Origin of the sequence: Arthrobacter sp. Marseille-P9274 (assembly GCF_946892675.1) — a bacterium.
Lineage (GTDB): Bacteria > Actinomycetota > Actinomycetes > Actinomycetales > Micrococcaceae > Crystallibacter.
Genome location: NZ_CAMPOV010000001.1, coordinates 590,409 through 606,185 on the forward strand (window position 1 = coordinate 590,409; position 15,777 = coordinate 606,185).

The 15,777-nt window shown below is 69.4% G+C and carries 14 protein-coding genes; 6 read left to right on the plus strand and 8 right to left on the minus strand.

The genetic code is table 11. The features are described from left to right. The first annotated feature begins 168 nt into the window (after nucleotides 1-168). From OC550_RS02695 to OC550_RS02715, 5 genes are all read left to right on the plus strand, one after another. Nucleotides 169-1,884 carry an amidohydrolase gene (locus tag OC550_RS02695; RefSeq protein ID WP_262103762.1) on the plus strand — a complete coding sequence of 572 codons (1,716 nt, stop codon included), beginning with the start codon at nucleotides 169-171 and terminating at the stop codon, nucleotides 1,882-1,884. Continuing rightward, nucleotides 1,881-3,338, plus strand: a complete 1,458-nt coding sequence (locus tag OC550_RS02700) for an FAD-binding oxidoreductase (RefSeq protein WP_262103763.1) — start codon at nucleotides 1,881-1,883, stop codon at nucleotides 3,336-3,338. Before OC550_RS02695 ends, OC550_RS02700 begins: the two co-directional genes overlap by 4 nt. 172 nt (nucleotides 3,339-3,510) lie before the next feature. Beyond that, entirely contained in the window at nucleotides 3,511-4,506 is a 996-nt protein-coding gene (locus OC550_RS02705) for a nitrilase-related carbon-nitrogen hydrolase (RefSeq protein ID WP_262103764.1), read from the plus strand. Nucleotides 4,507-4,508: 2 nt separating this feature from the next. Continuing rightward, nucleotides 4,509-5,552 (plus strand): agmatine/peptidylarginine deiminase, encoded by a 1,044-nt coding sequence (locus OC550_RS02710; protein ID WP_262103765.1) that lies wholly within the window; start codon nucleotides 4,509-4,511, stop codon nucleotides 5,550-5,552. Continuing rightward, nucleotides 5,549-7,084: an APC family permease gene (locus OC550_RS02715; protein ID WP_262103766.1), complete on the plus strand. Its 1,536-nt coding sequence runs from the start codon at nucleotides 5,549-5,551 to the stop codon at nucleotides 7,082-7,084. The genes OC550_RS02710 and OC550_RS02715 overlap by 4 nt, the downstream gene beginning before the upstream one ends. 101 nt (nucleotides 7,085-7,185) lie before the next feature. On the opposite strand, the gene OC550_RS02720 is transcribed toward OC550_RS02715, so the two are convergent. The 5 genes from OC550_RS02720 to OC550_RS02740 form a co-directional block, all read right to left on the minus strand. After that, complete coding sequence (locus OC550_RS02720) at nucleotides 7,186-8,583, minus strand: 2-hydroxycarboxylate transporter family protein (RefSeq protein ID WP_262103767.1); 1,398 nt, start codon at nucleotides 8,581-8,583, stop codon at nucleotides 7,186-7,188. Nucleotides 8,584-8,652: 69 nt separating this feature from the next. Then, a complete protein-coding gene (locus OC550_RS02725) occupies nucleotides 8,653-9,531 on the minus strand; it encodes a hydroxymethylglutaryl-CoA lyase (protein ID WP_262103768.1) in 879 nt (292 codons plus the stop codon). After that, nucleotides 9,528-10,763, minus strand: a complete 1,236-nt coding sequence (locus tag OC550_RS02730; RefSeq protein ID WP_262103769.1) for a CaiB/BaiF CoA-transferase family protein — start codon at nucleotides 10,761-10,763, stop codon at nucleotides 9,528-9,530. The genes OC550_RS02725 and OC550_RS02730 overlap by 4 nt, the downstream gene beginning before the upstream one ends. 146 nt (nucleotides 10,764-10,909) lie before the next feature. After that, a complete protein-coding gene (locus OC550_RS02735; RefSeq protein WP_262103770.1) occupies nucleotides 10,910-11,569 on the minus strand; it encodes an IclR family transcriptional regulator in 660 nt (219 codons plus the stop codon). 41 nt (nucleotides 11,570-11,610) lie between these two features. Then, nucleotides 11,611-12,006, minus strand: coding sequence for a TraR/DksA C4-type zinc finger protein (locus OC550_RS02740; RefSeq protein WP_262103771.1), 396 nt, complete (start codon nucleotides 12,004-12,006; stop codon nucleotides 11,611-11,613). A gap of 101 nt (nucleotides 12,007-12,107) precedes the next feature. Between OC550_RS02740 and OC550_RS02745 the strand changes: the two genes are divergently transcribed. After that, complete coding sequence (locus tag OC550_RS02745; protein WP_262103772.1) at nucleotides 12,108-13,664, plus strand: FAD-dependent monooxygenase; 1,557 nt, start codon at nucleotides 12,108-12,110, stop codon at nucleotides 13,662-13,664. Nucleotides 13,665-13,670: 6 nt separating this feature from the next. Here OC550_RS02745 and OC550_RS02750 read toward each other — a convergent pair whose 3' ends face one another. From OC550_RS02750 to OC550_RS02760, 3 genes are read right to left on the minus strand one after another with little or no spacing between them, the layout of a single operon-like run. Beyond that, nucleotides 13,671-14,162, minus strand: coding sequence for a carboxymuconolactone decarboxylase family protein (locus tag OC550_RS02750; protein WP_262106233.1), 492 nt, complete (start codon nucleotides 14,160-14,162; stop codon nucleotides 13,671-13,673). Nucleotides 14,163-14,167: 5 nt separating this feature from the next. Continuing rightward, nucleotides 14,168-14,548 (minus strand): GNAT family N-acetyltransferase, encoded by a 381-nt coding sequence (locus tag OC550_RS02755; protein ID WP_262103773.1) that lies wholly within the window; start codon nucleotides 14,546-14,548, stop codon nucleotides 14,168-14,170. A gap of 25 nt (nucleotides 14,549-14,573) precedes the next feature. After that, complete coding sequence (locus OC550_RS02760) at nucleotides 14,574-15,578, minus strand: pirin family protein (protein ID WP_262103774.1); 1,005 nt, start codon at nucleotides 15,576-15,578, stop codon at nucleotides 14,574-14,576. Between the last annotated feature and the right edge of the window lie 199 nt (nucleotides 15,579-15,777).

Here is a 15,777-nt window from a genome sequence, read left to right on the forward strand (position 1 = left end):
TCAACAACGTTGACAGAACACTTCCACAGCCCGCGTTGGGCGACAACTCATAATGAATGTGATTCATCTCACAACCCTGGGGGAGTCAACACCGTTGACAATCAAAGCGGCTTTCAGTTCGATAAGACTCACTCAATCGACGCCACCGCATCGGGAAAGCAGGACATTGTGAGTGCAGACTGGATCTTCCACTCCGGCCGGATCTTCGACGGATTGCAGCTCCATCCAACAGCCACGGCCGTGGCCGTCACGGACGGCCGGATCACCGCCGTCGGCAGCGACGCCGAGGTCCGGGCCGCTGCCGGGACCGCTGCGGAAGCCGTGGACCTCGGCGGCCGGCTCCTCACTCCCGGCTTCACGGACGCCCACGTCCACGCGGTCTACGGCGGCGTGGAGCGCCTCGGCTGCGATCTCTCCGAAGTGTCAGGGCTGGACGCCGTACTGGAGCGCATCCGCAGCTGCGCCGCGTCGACGGACAAGCCCTGGATCACCGGCGGCGGCTGGCACAAGGCGGACTTCCCCACCGGCTACCCCACCCGCGACCTGCTCGACGTCGTCGTGCCGGACCGCCCGGTCTACCTGATCAACGCGGACCACCACAGCGCCTGGGTCAATACCCGCGCGCTCGAGCTCGCCGGACTGGACGCCGTCACACCGGATCCCGCAGACGGCCGGATGGACCGGGACGCCGACGGGTTTCCGTCCGGCACCCTGCACGAAGGCGCCATGGACCTGGTCGGCCGCTGCCTGCCGCCGCTGACCGACGCGGATCTCTGCGCCGGGCTGCTCGAGGCACAGCGCTACCTGCATTCGGTGGGCGTCACCGGCTGGCAGGAGGCGATCCTCGGGGACTATGCAGGCTATCCGGACGCCAGCAGCGCCTACCGCAGCCTGGCCGCTCGCGGCCAGCTGACCGGGCGGGCCACCGGCGCGCTCTGGGTCCCGCGCAGCACCACGGCGGACAATACCGCCGAGCTGGTCGCAAACTTCGAGGAGCGGCGGCGGATAAACCGCGAGGCAGGTTTCGCCAGCACGAGCGCCAAGATCATGGTGGACGGGGTCCCGGAAAACCGCACCGCCGCCATGCTCGATCCCTACCTGCGCCCCTGCCGCTGCGAGCATGCGGAAGGACCCGGCGGCCGCGCACCGGCGCAGGACGAGGACAGCCGCGGCCTGCTGTACCTGCCCGAGGAGGTGCTCACGAAGGTCTCCGCGGCGCTGGACGCAGCCGGCTTCGACCTGCACATGCATGTGATCGGCGACCGGGCCGTGCGCCAGGGCTTGGGCGCCATCGAACATCTCCGGGCCGGCAATCCGCGCACGCCCGGCGGCTTCCGCGGCCGGCACCACATGGCCCACCTGCAGATCATCCACCCGCAGGACATTGCCCGCTTCGCCGCCCTTGAGGTGACCGTCAACGCCCAGGCGCTGTGGGCCTGCAACGACGACCAGATGCTGCAGATGACGCTGCCGCTGATCGGCGCCGAACGGGCCGGCTGGCAGTATCCGTTCCACTCGCTGCTGGCCGGCGGCGCCCGGATGGCGATGGGGTCCGACTGGCCGGTCTCCACGCCGGATCCGTGGCAGGCCATCCACGTAGCGGTCAACCGCACGCACCCGGCCTACCCGGACGCGCCGCCGCTGGTGCCCGCCGAGGCTGTCACGCTGCAGACCGCGCTTTCGGCCTACACGGCGGGTTCAGCCTGGCTGAACCGCCATGACGACGGCGGTGCCATCCTCCCAGGGAAGGCCGCCGACCTGGTGGTACTGGATCGCAATCCGTTCGGACTGGACCCGGGCGACCTGCACACCGTCGGCACGGCCCTGAGCATGGTCGGCGGCCGCATCGTGCACAGCCGCGAACGGTCGGGGGCGGCGGCATGAGCACGGCCGGCCGCGCCAACTGCACCACCTACGAGCAGGCCGAACGGCTGGTCCCGCGCGCGCAGACGGCGGCCGCCCTGGCCGGGGCCTCCGCCGGGCCGTTCTGGCTGGACGATCCGGCGCGCCCCGAGCCGCTGCCGCCGCTGGCCGGCAACGCCCGCACCGATCTGGCAGTAGTGGGCGGCGGCTACTCCGGGCTCTGGACCGCGCTCATGGCCAAGGAGCGGGACCCGGGCCGCCGGGTGGTGCTGCTGGAAGGCCGGCGGATCGGCTGGGCCGCCTCCGGCCGCAACGGCGGCTTCTGCGAAGCCAGCCTCACGCACGGCGACGCGAACGGAGAGAAGCACCTGCCGCAGGAGGCGGCGCGGCTGCGCGGACTCGGCCGGGAGAACCTGCAGCAGATCGCGGACACCGTGGCCCGGTACGGGATCGACTGCGGCTTCGAGTGGACCGGCACGCTCTCCGTGGCGACGGCGGACCACCACGTCGGCTGGCTCAAGGAGGAGGGCGGCGCAGGCCCGGATGTGGTCTTCCTGGACCGGGAGGCCGTGCACAAGGAAGTCGCGTCCCCGCTCTTCCGTGCCGGTCTGTGGGACAGGAAGGGCACGGCGATGCTCAATCCGGCCCGGCTCGCCTGGGGACTGCAGCGCGCGTGCCTGGAAACCGGCGTCGAAATTTTCGAACACACCCCGGTGCGGAGCCTGCGGAGGGCAGGCAACGCCGTCGAACTGGCCACCGACCACGGGACGGTCACGGCCAGCCAGGCGGCGCTGGGCACCAATGTCTTCCCGTCGCTGCTCAAGCGCACCCGGCTGCACATCGTGCCGGTCTACGACTACGCCCTGATGACCGAACCGCTCTCCGATGCGCAGCTGCGGGCCATCGGCTGGCAGAACCGGCAGGGCCTTGCGGACCTGGACAACCGCTTCCACTACTACCGGCTGGCCACCGACCCCGCCGGCGGCACGCGCATCCTGTTTGGCGGCTACGACGCGGTCTACCGCTTCGGCCGCACCATGAAGCCCGAGTACGAGCACCGGCCGGAGACCTTCCGGCGGCTGGCGGCGCACTTCTTTGCCACCTTCCCGCAGCTCGGCGACGTGAAGTTCAGCCACCAGTGGGGCGGGGCGATCGACACCTGCAGCCGCTTCTTCCCGTTCTTCAGCACGGCCCAAAGCGGGCGGGTTGCCTTTGCCGCGGGCTACACCGGGCTCGGCGTCGGAGCCACCCGCTTCGGTGCGAACGTCATGCTGGACCTGCTCGGCGGCACGCCGACCGAACGCACCGAACTGGCCATGGTGCGCCGCAAGCCGCTGCCCTTCCCGCCCGAGCCGCTCGCGTGGCTGGGCGTCAAGGCAACGACGGCGGCCCTCGTCCGGGCGGACCAAAACCAGGGCCGGCGCGGGCTGTGGCTGAAGGCGATGGACGCCATCGGCATGGGCTTCGATTCCTGACCGACCAGCGAACGCGAAGCTACCCATGTCCCGCCCTGAGCCGGATCACCGGTCGGACCAGCGGGAGCTTCGGAGAAAAGAACGTCATTCATTTACCTATTGTGCTGCGGCCCACAGCCCTGTATAAATGAATCTTGTTCATTTGTGATCTGCGTCCCATGGAGAACTCGCCATGCTAGAACTGTCCCGGCTGGATCCGCCCGCCTCCCCCGCCCGCACCGAGGCCAGCGGCCGGCCGCCGCTGCGGGTGGGCCTCGTCCAGCACCGCTGGCATCCCGACCCCGCCGATACGATAGCCGAACTGAACGAAGGCATCGCCCGCGCCGCTGCGCTGGGCGCCGCCGTCGTTTTCCTCCCCGAACTAACGCTCTCCCGCTACCCGGCGGACACCCTCCCCCGGGGACGGGCTGCGGACCTGGCCGAGGACCTGCTGACCGGGCCGACGTTCGCGTTCGCAGCCGAGGCGGCCCGCGCCAACAACGTCTGCGTGCACGCCTCGCTCTACCAGCGGGCCGACAGCACCGAGGACGAGCTCGGCCTGAACACGGCCATCCTCGTCTCCCCGTCCGGCGAACTGGTGGCCCGCACGCACAAGCTGCACATTCCGGTGACCGCCGGCTACTACGAGGACCAGTACTTCCGCCAGGGCCCGGCCGACGCGGACGCCTACCAGGTCCACACCCCGGCCGAACTCGGCGGCGCGAGGCTCGGCCTGCCCACCTGCTGGGACGAATGGTTCCCCGAGGTCGCCCGAATGTACTCGCTTGGCGGGGCCGAACTGCTGGTGTACCCGACGGCGATCGGCTCCGAGCCGGACCACCCGGACTTCGACACCCGGCCGCTGTGGCAGCAGGTCATCGTCGGCAACGGCATCGCCAACGGCCTCTTTATGGTCGCGCCGAACCGCTGGGGCAACGAGGGCACCAACACCTTCTACGGCTCGTCCTTCATCTCCGATCCGTACGGGCGCATCCTCGTGCAGGCCCCGCGGGACGAATCCGCCGTGCTGGTCGCGGACCTGGACCTCGACCAGCGGCGGGACTGGCTGGCGCTCTTCCCGTTCCTGGCCACCCGCCGCCCGGACACCTACGCCCGGCTCGCCGAACCGGTCCGGCGCGATGAGCCCTTCGGTACGCCCGCCGCGGCCCCGGTCCAGGCGGGAGCCTGACCATGGGCTGGACGATGCCCGCCGAGACCGCGGAGCAGGAACGGATCTGGATGGCCTTCCCGCCCGGCGGCTACACGCTCGGCGAAACCGCAGAGCAGGCCCACGCCGCGCGGTCCACCTGGGCCGCCGTCGCCAATGCCATCGCGCGGTTCCAGCCGGTCACCATGCTGGTGGAGCCGAAGGACGCGGACACCGCGCGCACCTACCTGTCCCCCGCCGTCGAGCTGGAGCAGGCCCCGCTGGACGACGCCTGGATGCGGGACATCGGGCCCACCTTCGTCCTCAACAACTTCGACGGCGGGCGGCTGGGTGCCGTGGACTGGGTCTTCAACGGGTGGGGGCAGCAGGACTGGGCCCGCTGGGACAAGGACGCAATGATCGGTGCCCGGATCGCCGGGCTCGCCGGCGCGGAGCGGATCGGTTCCTTCCTGGTCAACGAGGGCGGCGGCATCCAGGTGGACGGCGAAGGCACCGTGCTGGTGACCGAGACCGTCCAGCTGGATCCGTTCCGCAATCCCGGCCTCAGCAAGGCCGAGGTGGAGGCCGAGCTGGCCCGCACCCTGGGCGCCACCAAGGCCATCTGGCTGCCGCGAGGACTGACCCGCGACTCCGAGCGCTACGGCACCCGCGGCCACGTTGACATCGTCGCGGCGATCGCCTCCCCCGGAACCGTGCTGGTCCACATGCAGGACAACCCCGAGCACCCCGACTACGAGGTCAGCCGAGAGATCGTCGCATGCCTCGCCGGCACCACCGATGCCGCGGGGCGGGACTGGAACATCATCGAAGTGCCGGCGCCGCACACCTTGCGCGACGCCGAGGGCTTCGTCGACTACAGCTACATCAACCACCTGGTCATCAACGGCGCGGTCATCGCCTGCACCTTCGACGACCCGGCAGACGAAAAGGCTCTCGCCATCCTGGCCGGCGCCTATCCCGGCCGCGAGGTCGTCGGCGTCGATGCCCGCGAACTGTTCGCCCGCGGCGGCGGCATCCACTGCATCACGCAGCAGCAGCCGCGCCCGTCCCGAAAGGCCCGCCCATGAGCACCACCCACACCCCCTCCGAAGCGCCGCCGAACCGGCAGCGCGGAAAGGGCCTCGCGGCCGGGCAGCTGGGCCTGCTCGCCGTCGTCGTCCTCGGCATTTCCACGATCGCGCCGGCCTATGTGCTGACTTCCACCCTCGGCCCCACGGTCCAGGCCATCGGCCCGTACCTCCCGGCCATCTTCATCGTCGGTTTCATCCCGATGTTCCTGGTCGCGCTGGGCTACCGCGAGCTGAACGCCGATTCGCCGGACAGCGGCACGACCTTCACCTGGGTGACCAAGGCGTTCGGGCCGTTCATCGGCTGGATGGGCGGCTGGGGCCTGCTCGCCGCGAACATCATCGTCCTCTCCAACCTGGCCGGCGTCGCCGTCGACTTCTTCTACCTCTTCCTCGCCCAGCTGACCGGCAACGCATCCCTCGCCGAGCTGGCGGCCAACAAGCCGGTCAATGTCCTGACCTGCCTGGCCTTCATGGCCTTGGCCGTCTGGGTCTCCTGCCGCGGCATGAAGACCACCAAACACGTCCAGTACATCCTGGTCGCGTTCCAGCTCGGCGTGCTGGCCTGGTTCACCGTCGGCGCCCTCAGCCGGATCGGCAGCGTCCCCGGGACCGAGCCGCTGGCCTTCAGCTGGGAGTGGTTCAACCCGTTCGGCATCGAGTCCTTCTCCGCCTTCGCATTGGGCCTGTCGCTGTCCATCTTCGCCTTCTGGGGCTGGGACGTCTGCCTGACCGTGAACGAGGAGACCACCAATGGCCGGCGCACGTCTGGGGCGGCCGCCGCGATCACCGCAGTCGCCGTCCTGGCCATCTACCTGGCCGGGTCCGTCGCCACGGTGATGTTCGCCGGCACCGGGGAGACCGGGCTCGGTCTGAACAACCCGGATATCTCCGAGAACGTCTTCACCGCGATCGCCGGGCCGGTCATGGGCCCGTTCGCCATCCTGCTCTCGCTTGCGGTGCTCTCCTCCTGTGCCTCGTCCCTGCAGTCCACCATGATCTCCCCGGCCCGCAGCCTGCTGGCCATGGGCTACTACAAGGCCCTGCCGGATAGCTTCGCCAAAGTCGGCGCCCGGAGCAAGTCCCCGGTCTTCGCCACGGTGGTCGCCGGCGCCATCTCCGCCGGGTTCTACGCCCTGATGCGGTTCGTCAGCGACAACGTCCTGAACGACACCATCATGGCGCTGGGCCTGATGATCTGCTTCTACTACGGCCTCACGGCGCTGGCCTGCGTCTGGTACTTCCGCCGCACCGCGTTCAGCAGCGCCCGCAACCTGTGGTTCCGCTTCGTCTTCCCGCTGCTGGGCGGGCTGGCCCTGGTGGTCGTGTTCCTGCAGACGGCCGTGGACAGCTGGGATCCCGCGTTCGGCAGCGGCTCCGAGCTCTTCGGGGTCGGCCTGGTCTTCGTGATCGGCGTCGGCATCATCGCCCTCGGCCTGCTGGTCATGCTCTGGATGCGGCGCCGCCGGCCGGAGTTCTTCCGCGGCGGCACCTTGCGCCAGGAGAGCCCGGCCCTGGAACTGCCCGAGTAGGCATTACCAAGCGCAGCAGCGCGATCCCGGTAACCAACAACGTCGGTGCCCCGCCTTGGGAAGGCGGGGCACCGACGTCGTTATGGTTGTTTTGCTGCCGCTCAGCCGGCCAACAGCGGGACCAGCAGCGAGGTCAGGAAGAGCACCAGGGCTCCGCCCACCCGGTTAGTCAGCGCGGCGAAGGGCATCAGGTGCATGCGGTTGGCGGCGCTGAGCACCGAGACGTCGCCGCTGCCGCCGGTGTCCGCCATGCACAGGCCCGGAGTAATGGCCGCCTCGACGAAGTGGAACTTGACCAGCCAGCCCAGGAGGCCCGAGGTCAGCGTGGCGATGATGACGGTGGCCACCGTGAGGACGATGAACATCGGGTTGCTCAGCGAGGCAAGCACTTCCTCGATGTTGATGAAGGTGATGCTTACGCCCACCAGCAGGGCCGGAACCATGGTGCTGGAGATCATGTCGCCCCACTCGGAGCTGGCTTCCTCGAGCTCCTTCGGGAAGAGGCCGAAGATCTTGATGGCCGCCGCGGCGATGATGGTCCAGGCGTAGGGATGCAGGGCCGGGAGGTAGGCGCCGATCAGCTGGCCCAGGACGAAGAGGCAGCCGGCGATGACCAGGCCCTTGCCCAGCGAGATGAAGGAGGACACGTCCTTGGCCGGCGGCATGGTCAGGTCCTCGGACTTGCCCTTCACGCGCAGCAGCTGGCCGTGGCCGTTGAAGCCGACGAACAGCTGGGTGCCGCGCTTGGTCAGCCCGTTGTAGATGCCGGCGATGAGAATGCAGACGACGTTCGCCATGACGACGGCGGAGATCAGGTCGCCCATGAACGCTTCGGAGGTGCCGCCGGTGCGGGCGGCGTACATCTCGGACATCGGCACCGCGCCGAGGCCCAGGCCGCCGGCCATGATCGGGGCGGCGATGAAGAGGATGCCCTCGAGGAACCCGAACCCGGTGACGGCGCCGAGCAGGCCGACCAGCCCGAAGGTGGCGACCAGGCAGCCGACCACCGGCACGGCGAACCGCGGGCCGGCCTTGAGCAGCAGCGCCCGCGGCATGCCCAGGATGCAGCCGGCAATGATGGTGACGACGAAGAAGTCGAGGAAGCCGTGGCCGTCCACGAAGTTCTGCACCACCGTCACGGCGTTCTCCGGGATCAGGCCCAGGAACAGCATCGTGGCGGGGACGAAGGTGCACAGGATGGTGGGCAGGCCGTAGTCCCGCACGACCGGGAAGAGGTTGCCGATCCAGATCAGCAGCCCGCCGAAGATGATGGTCACCGCGAAGCCGGCGATCATCGTGTCCGGCAGGTTCCCGGTCAGGGCCGCGACCAGCAGGAGGCCGAAGAGGGCGAAGTAGATCCCGCCGGGCATGCTGGTGATCCGGAAGCCGCGGGGGCCCGGGTAGTGCACGCCCGGCAGCTTCGCGGCCGGGGCCTGCTGCGCGGTTTCGGCGGTCGCGTCGTTCGCGGACGGGCCGCTCGTTTGGGTGGTATTGGACATCGTTGTCTCCCGTGGATTGGGAGCGGCAGGCCCTGGACGGGCCGGCCGCGTCGAAGGAAGGTCCGCTAATCAGCCTGCGGCGGGTTGGATGGCGGGAACGGCCGGTGAAGCCGCGACGATGGAGCGGGCCAGGCTGACGGCTTCGGCCAGACGCTGCTCGTCGATCCCGGTCTCGTGTCCGCCGGCATGGAGATGGCGGACCAGTTCCTCGGTGGCGATATTGCCGTGCGCCCCGGGGGCGAACGGGCAGCCCCCGAAGCCGCCCAGGGCGGCGTCGAAATTCGTGATTCCGACGTCGACGGCGGCGCTAACGGTAGCGAGCGCCTGGCCGTGGGCGTTGTGCAGGTGGAGATAGTAGGTCAGGTCCGGCTCGGCGGCGCGGACGTAGTCCAGGCTCGCCATCAACCGGTCCGTCGGCGTGGTGCCGAGCGTGTCGGCCAGTCCGATGTTGCTGATGCCCATCGCCTTGAAGGCACGGACCACGCGGAGCAGGTAGGCCGGATCGATGTCGCCTTCGAACGGACAGGTGAACGCCGTGGAGATCCCGGCGACGAACTCGGCCTGCGGATGGCGGGCCACTTCCTCGCCGAGGCTGGCCAGCGCGTCCTCGATGCTCTGGCCGGCGTTGGCGCTGCTGTGCGCCTGGCTGGCCGACGTCACCACCGAGATGTGCCGCACGCCGGCGTCGACGGCGCGCTGGATGCCGCGGCCGTTGAGGGCCAGGGCGGTGTAGGTGATGCCCCCGGCGCCCGGCAGCCCGGCGAAGACCTCGGGGGCATCGCCCATCTGCGGCACCTTCTTCGGATTGACGAAGGAGCCGGCCTCGATCCGGTCCACGCCCGCGGCGACCAGCGCCTCGGCGATGGCCAGTTTGTCCGCTGTTGAGACGACGACGTCCTCGTCCTGGAGGCCGTCGCGGAGGAAGACGTCGGTGATCCGGACCTTCATGCGCGCACACCGCCCGCGGTGAAGTCGGCGATCTCTTCCTCATCCAGGCCGGCCAGGTCGCGCAGCACCTCTTCGGTGTGCTCGCCCAGTTCCGGGCCGACCCACTTGACCTCGCCGTCGTGGCCCGGAATCTTCGGGACGACGCCGGGGAAGCGGACCTTCTCCGGCTTGTCCTCGATCACCACTTCATGCGTCTGGATCATGCCGCGGGCCAGGTAGTGCTTGTCCTCGGCGATGCTGGGCGCGTCGTACACGGGTCCGGCCGGGACACCCGCGGCGTCCAGCAGGTCCAGCACCTCGGACAGCTTGTAGCTGCCGGTCCAGGCCGAAATGGCGCCATTCAGCTCGTCCTCGCGGGCGGCCCGCGCCTCGGTGGTGAGCAGTGACTCGTCCGCCGCCAGGTCCTCGCGGCCCATGGCCTTCATCAGCCGCACGAACACCGAGTTCGAGTTGCCCCCGATGACCACCTCCAGCCCGTCGGCACAGAGGTAGGAGCCGGTGGGTACGACGCCGGGCAGCTGGCCGCCCGTGCGCCGGCGCACCATCCCGTATGCGTCATAGTCCGGTACCAGGGATTCGAGCAGGCTGAACACGCCCTCGTACAGTGCCACGTCCACGGTCTGCGGGCCCTCGTGCTTGACGCCCTGGGCCTTCTGCAGCATCAGCATCAGCGCGCCGATCACGCCGTAGAGCCCGGCCACGGTGTCGCCCATGCTGGCCGCGGCACGTCCGGCCGGCCGGTCCGGCTCACCGGTGATGTAGCGCAGCCCGGCGAAGGACTCGGCCGAGCTGCCGAAGCCGGCACGGTCCTTGTACGGACCGGTCTGCCCGTAGCCGGAGATCCGGACAATAACGACGTCGGGGTTCAGCTCAGTGAGCACGTCCGGCCCCAGCCCCCAGCGTTCCAGCGTGCCGGGGCGGAAGTTCTCGATCACCACATCGCACTGTGCGGCGATCTTCTTCACTGCTGCCTGGCCCGCCTCGGAGCGGAGGTCCAGGGTCACGGACTTCTTGTTCCGGCCCAGCGTCCGGAACAGCATCGAGGTCTGGCCGCGGGTCTTGCGCCAGTCGCGCAGCTCGTCTCCGCCGTTGGGCCGTTCGATCTTGATGACCTCGGCGCCGAAGTCACCGAACAGTCTCGCGGCGAACGGAGCGGCGATAAAGTTGCCCAGCTCGAGCACGCGGATGCCCTCCAGCGGAAGGCTGTTGGCCAGCCGTAGATTCTCAGTCACAGATCCTGCTTTCATCATCCCGTAGCTGCAACTTCCCAGCCAATGGGAACTGCATGCCGTTTAGCGGGAAGATGCTAGCAAGTGAGCTGGGGCACACACAAGCCTTGAGGCAAACGGATTTTTTCGGCCGCTGGTGCGGGGCAGATTCAGTCCTGCGTGGACTGGTCCAATTCCAGCCCGATGTGCTCTGCCGCGGCGCGCACCTGTCCGCCGAAGTCCTGGCCGGGCGACGCCTGTACCCGGGTCAGCGGCACCGCCAGGCACACCGTCGCGATCATTTCGCCGCGTGCCATGACCGGCGCACTGACGGACCCCAGCCCCGGGGTGCGCTTGGCGACGGACTCCACCCAGCCCAGCCGCTCGAGTTCGTCCAGCGCGTCCGGGTCCCGGGCGAGGAGCCTGCCGCTGGACCCTGCCGGCAGGGCGAGCCGCGATCCGACCGGCAGGGTCGCCTTCAGCTCCTGCTGGCTGTCGATGGTCAGGGCACAGATCCGCTCGTCGCCCCGGCGCAGCCATAGCTGGGCGGTTTCTCCGGTCTCGTCGCGCAGGGCGGTCAGGACTGGCAGCGCGGCGTTCTCAAGCGCCGTCCGCACAAACCGGTGCCCGAGCCGGAAACCGCCGCTCTCGGTCCGGCGCAGGAAACCGTATTCCACCATGGACAGCGCCAGCCGGTGCGCGGTCGACACGGAGAGACCGGACCGGCGGGCCAGTTCGCTGGCGGAAGCCGCGGAACCCTCCACGGCGTCGAGGATCGCAACAATGCGCGCGAGCATGCGGTTGCTGCCGGATGGTTCAGGCGAGGTCATGGCATCAGCGTAATCGCTGCGCCGGGCTACGCCGGGCCGCATCAGTGCCGGCGGCTCCCGGCGTGCTCCATGCAGAACCGGGCCTCCGGCCGGGCCTCGAGCCGCTCATCGGGGATCACCTTGCCGCATTTTTCGCAGCGGCCGTAGGTCCCGGCATCGAACCGCGCCTTGGCGGCGAGCAGTTCGCCCAGTGCCTCCTCGGTGCTTTCCAGCAGCGTGACCTCCCGTGCCCGCTCCAGTGTCAGGGTCGACCCCTCGGGGTCATGTTCGTCGTCGGCCGGGAAATCCTTGGCGGCGAGCGTCGCCTCCTGGATGTCCAGCGTCAGGCGGTCGATCTGGGCCCGGGCCTCGGCGATTTTCTCGTCGAGCAGCTGCCCGAACTTCGCATCGGCAGGTGCGGCCGAAGCGGCACCTGCGTTCTCCGAGGCCTTGTCCACAATGGACCTTCCTTCCAGTGATTGATTCCAGCATCATAGTCCTGTTTGCACCGCTTGCTACCGATTCACCGGAGTACTCTCACAGGCAGGAGGTCGCACCCATGGACAGGCGGCAGATCGAGACAGAGGTACTGGTGGTCGGCGCCGGCCCCACGGGGCTGATGCTGGCCAACTGGCTGACCAAGCTCGGTGTCGCCATGGTGCTCGCCGACGGCAAGTCCGGTCCCACCCGCGAGTCCCGGGCTCTCGGCCTGCAGTCGCGGAGCCTGGAAATCTACGACCAGCTGGGCCTGGCGGAAGCGGTGGTTGCGGACAGCACCCGCGCCCGGCGGCTGTACCTGGGCTACGAAGCCAGGATGTTCGGCGTACTGCCGATCGGCCGGTTCGCCCGCGGCCTGACGCCCTTCGAAGGCATCACCTTCTACGAACAGAGCAAGAACGAGAAGCTGCTGGCCGGCAACCTCTCCTCCCTCGGCGCGGGCGTGCTCTGGAACCACCGCCTCACGGCCCTGGACGACAACGCGGACGGCCCGGGGATCCGCGCGGCGCTGACCGGGCCGGACGGCGAGGCAGAGGTCCGGGCCCGCTACTGCGTCGGGACCGACGGCGGCTCCTCCACCGTGCGCGGCCTGCGCGGAATTCCCTTTGAGGGCATCACCAACCCCGCCACCTTCTATGTAGCGGACGCGACCAGGGTGCGCGGCCTCGCCCCCGACGGCGTCAACGTCCGGCCCGGCACCGAGGACTTCCTGCTCGGCTTTCCGATGGGCGGGGACGCCCACGTCCGGCTGATCGGCACGGTCCGGGACACTTCCCCTCCCCCGCTGGAGGCTCCGCCGTCGGACCTTCCCGCTGCACCGGGCACCCTCACCGAGGAGGAGGTGCGGGAGCGGCTGGCCCGGGTGTACGGCGTGACCTACGGGCCTTCGGCCTGGTTCGCCACCTACCGCGTCCACCACCGGATCGCCGCCCGGTTCCGGGACGCCGCGGTCTTCCTGGCCGGCGACGCCGCGCACGTGCACTCGCCGGTGGGCGCGCAGGGCATGAACACCGGCCTGCAGGACGCGCACAACCTGGCCTTCAAGCTGGCAGACGTGCTGCGGGGCCGCGCCAGCGAATCGTACCTGGACCGCTACGAGGCCGAGCGGCGGCCGGTGGCGCGCCGGCTCGTGGCGACGACGGACCGGCTCTTTGGCTTCGTCACCTCCGTCAACCCGCTGGCCCGGACACTGCGGCGCGGCCTGATGCCCGTGCTGGCGCCGGTGGCGACGTTCCTGGCCCCGCGGACCCGGCGGGCGTCCCAGCTGTTCGAGTACGTCTCGCAGATCCGGGTCCACTATTGGATGTCGGAGGGCGCCAAGGAGGCCGCGCGCGGGCGGCGCGGCCTCGTGGTCGGACGGAGGCTGCAGTACACCGGAGACAACTTCGGGCCGCTGCGTTCGCTCCAGTGGCAGGTCCATGCCTACGGGGCCATGCCGGCCGTGGCCGCGCACCACGTCCGCTCGGCGCTGGGGCTCGAGGTGCACGTGCTGCCGCTGCACGGGAACCGGCGGCTGCAGGAGGGCCTGTTCTACCTGGTGCGGCCGGACGGGTTCGTCGCTGCCGAGTCCCGTCCGGCCACCGCCGTATCGACTTTCGCCGCGGCGCTCAGGCGCTGAGCAGGCTCAGCTGCCCGGTGTCCAGTCCGATGAGTCCGGGCGCACCGGGTGCTGGCTGACGATGGACAGGCGGTTGAACGCGTTCATGGTCAGCACCACCCAGCTGATCGCCGAGGTCTGGTCCGCCGTCAGCCGCTGGCGGGCGAAGGCGTAATCATGCTCGGCCAGCTCATGCGGGGGCAGGTCGGTGATCGACTCGGCCAGGGTGAGGGCCGCGCGTTCCTGCTCGGAGAACAGTGCCGTGTCACGCCAGGCGGTCAGCACAGCGAGCCGCTGCTGGCTCTCGCCCGCGTCCAGCGCCATCTTGACATGCATGTTCAGGCAGTAGGCGCAGCCGTTGATCTGGGAGACCCGCACGTTGATCAGCTCGACGAACTTCCGGTCGAAGCCGGCCTCCTCCGCGGCCTCCCGCGCCTTCAGGCCGAGGCCGTTCAGCGCCCGATAGGCCGCCGGGTGCTGCTTGTCGAGGAACACCCGGTCGTGCTTGACGGCCGTCACCTGGCTCACTTGGCTCCCCCCGCGGCCTGCTCCGCCCGGTCATGTGCCTCGATCTGCTCCTCCGAGGGCAGGTCGGTGATGTCGGCGTACTCCGGATGCTTGCGGATATAGGCGCGGATGTACGGGCACAGCGGCACGATCCGCCGGCCCAGCGACCGGACGTCATCCAGGGCGAACCGGGCGAGCTTCGAGGCCAGCCCCTGCCCGGAGTAGGCGTCGTCCACTTCGGTATGGACGAAGACCATCTGGTTCTGCTCGGAGCGGTAGCGGTACTTGGTGAAGCCGATAGCATTCCCGTCGTCCTGCAGTTCATAGCGGCGGCGGTCGGCATTATGGACGACGGCGATCGGCCGGCTTTCGTCCTGGGCGGGGGTTTCGGAGGCCATGTCTTCCTTTCTGGCGCGGCGCCGGTCAGCGCCGCGGACGGATTCGAACGTTGGGCAGGACGGGGGCGGGCAGGTAGTCCAGGGTATTGTCGACCACTTTGCCGAACTGGTCGGTTTCGGCGCTGCCATCCGTGCGTGGTTCGGCGCCGATCTCGGCCTGCCAGTTCTTCCGGTACTCGACGATCTCGTCGTGGTCCCGGCCGACGAAGTTCCACCACATCACGATGGACTCTCCGAGCGGCTCGCCGCCCAGCAGCAGGAGCCGGACCCGCTCCCCCGGCTCTGCGGAAAGCTCGAGGGTGCCGTGCCCCGGAGGCAGGTAGGCGAGCTGATCCGCCGTCGTCAGCATCCCGTTGAAACGCACGCTGCCGCTGTCCACCAGGACGCCGTGCTCGAAGGAGGTGTCGGCGTCGAACGCCACGCTGGCGCCGGCCTCGAGCAGCAGTTCGGCGCCCAGCAGCGGCGAATGCAGCGGCACCGGCGACGTGCTGCCGGCGAGCGATCCCATGAAGACCCGCAGCTCGTAGGTTTCCGTGATGACGGGCTCCGGCGCATAGTGGTCGAACCGGGGCTCGACGAAGCGGGCCTTCTCCGGCAGCGCGGTCCAGAGCTGGGCGCCGTGCAGGATATCCGTTCCGGGGGTGGAGATCTCCGAGTGGCAGATGCCGGAGCCGGCGGTCATAAGGTTCAGCTCGCCGGGGCGGACCATCGCGTGGTAGCCGGCGCTGTCGCGGTGCTCGATCTCGCCGGTGAAGAGCCAGCTGACCGTCTGGAGGCCGGTGTGCGGATGCGGCGGCACGTGCATGCCGCCGGTCTCCGACACGCGGTCCGGGCCGTAGTGGTCGAGGAAGCACCAGGCGCCGATCAGGGAGCGGTTGCGCTGCGGCAGCGTTCTGCGCACGTTCATGGCGCGCGGACCGCCGAGCGGAACGTCGCGCGGTTCCAGCAGTTCCACCGGCGACTGCGCCAGCCGGACCTTCCCCTCTTCCTCGCAGACCAGCTCCAGCGGGTCCCGTTCAAGATTGCTCATGGCTCCCTGCTTCCTCTTCCTTCCGTGCCGCTGCGCCAGCTAGGTGCCGGCTCCGCTTTGGCCATCCTGCTCCGCTTCGAACAGGAGCAGCCTGCCAAAGCGGAGCGGGCTCCCTGCCGCGTCCGGCCATCCTCCGTCATTGGCATCTTTGCATGCAAACGCATGAAAATCCAACCCGCGCAGGTCCGGGACTGCCGTC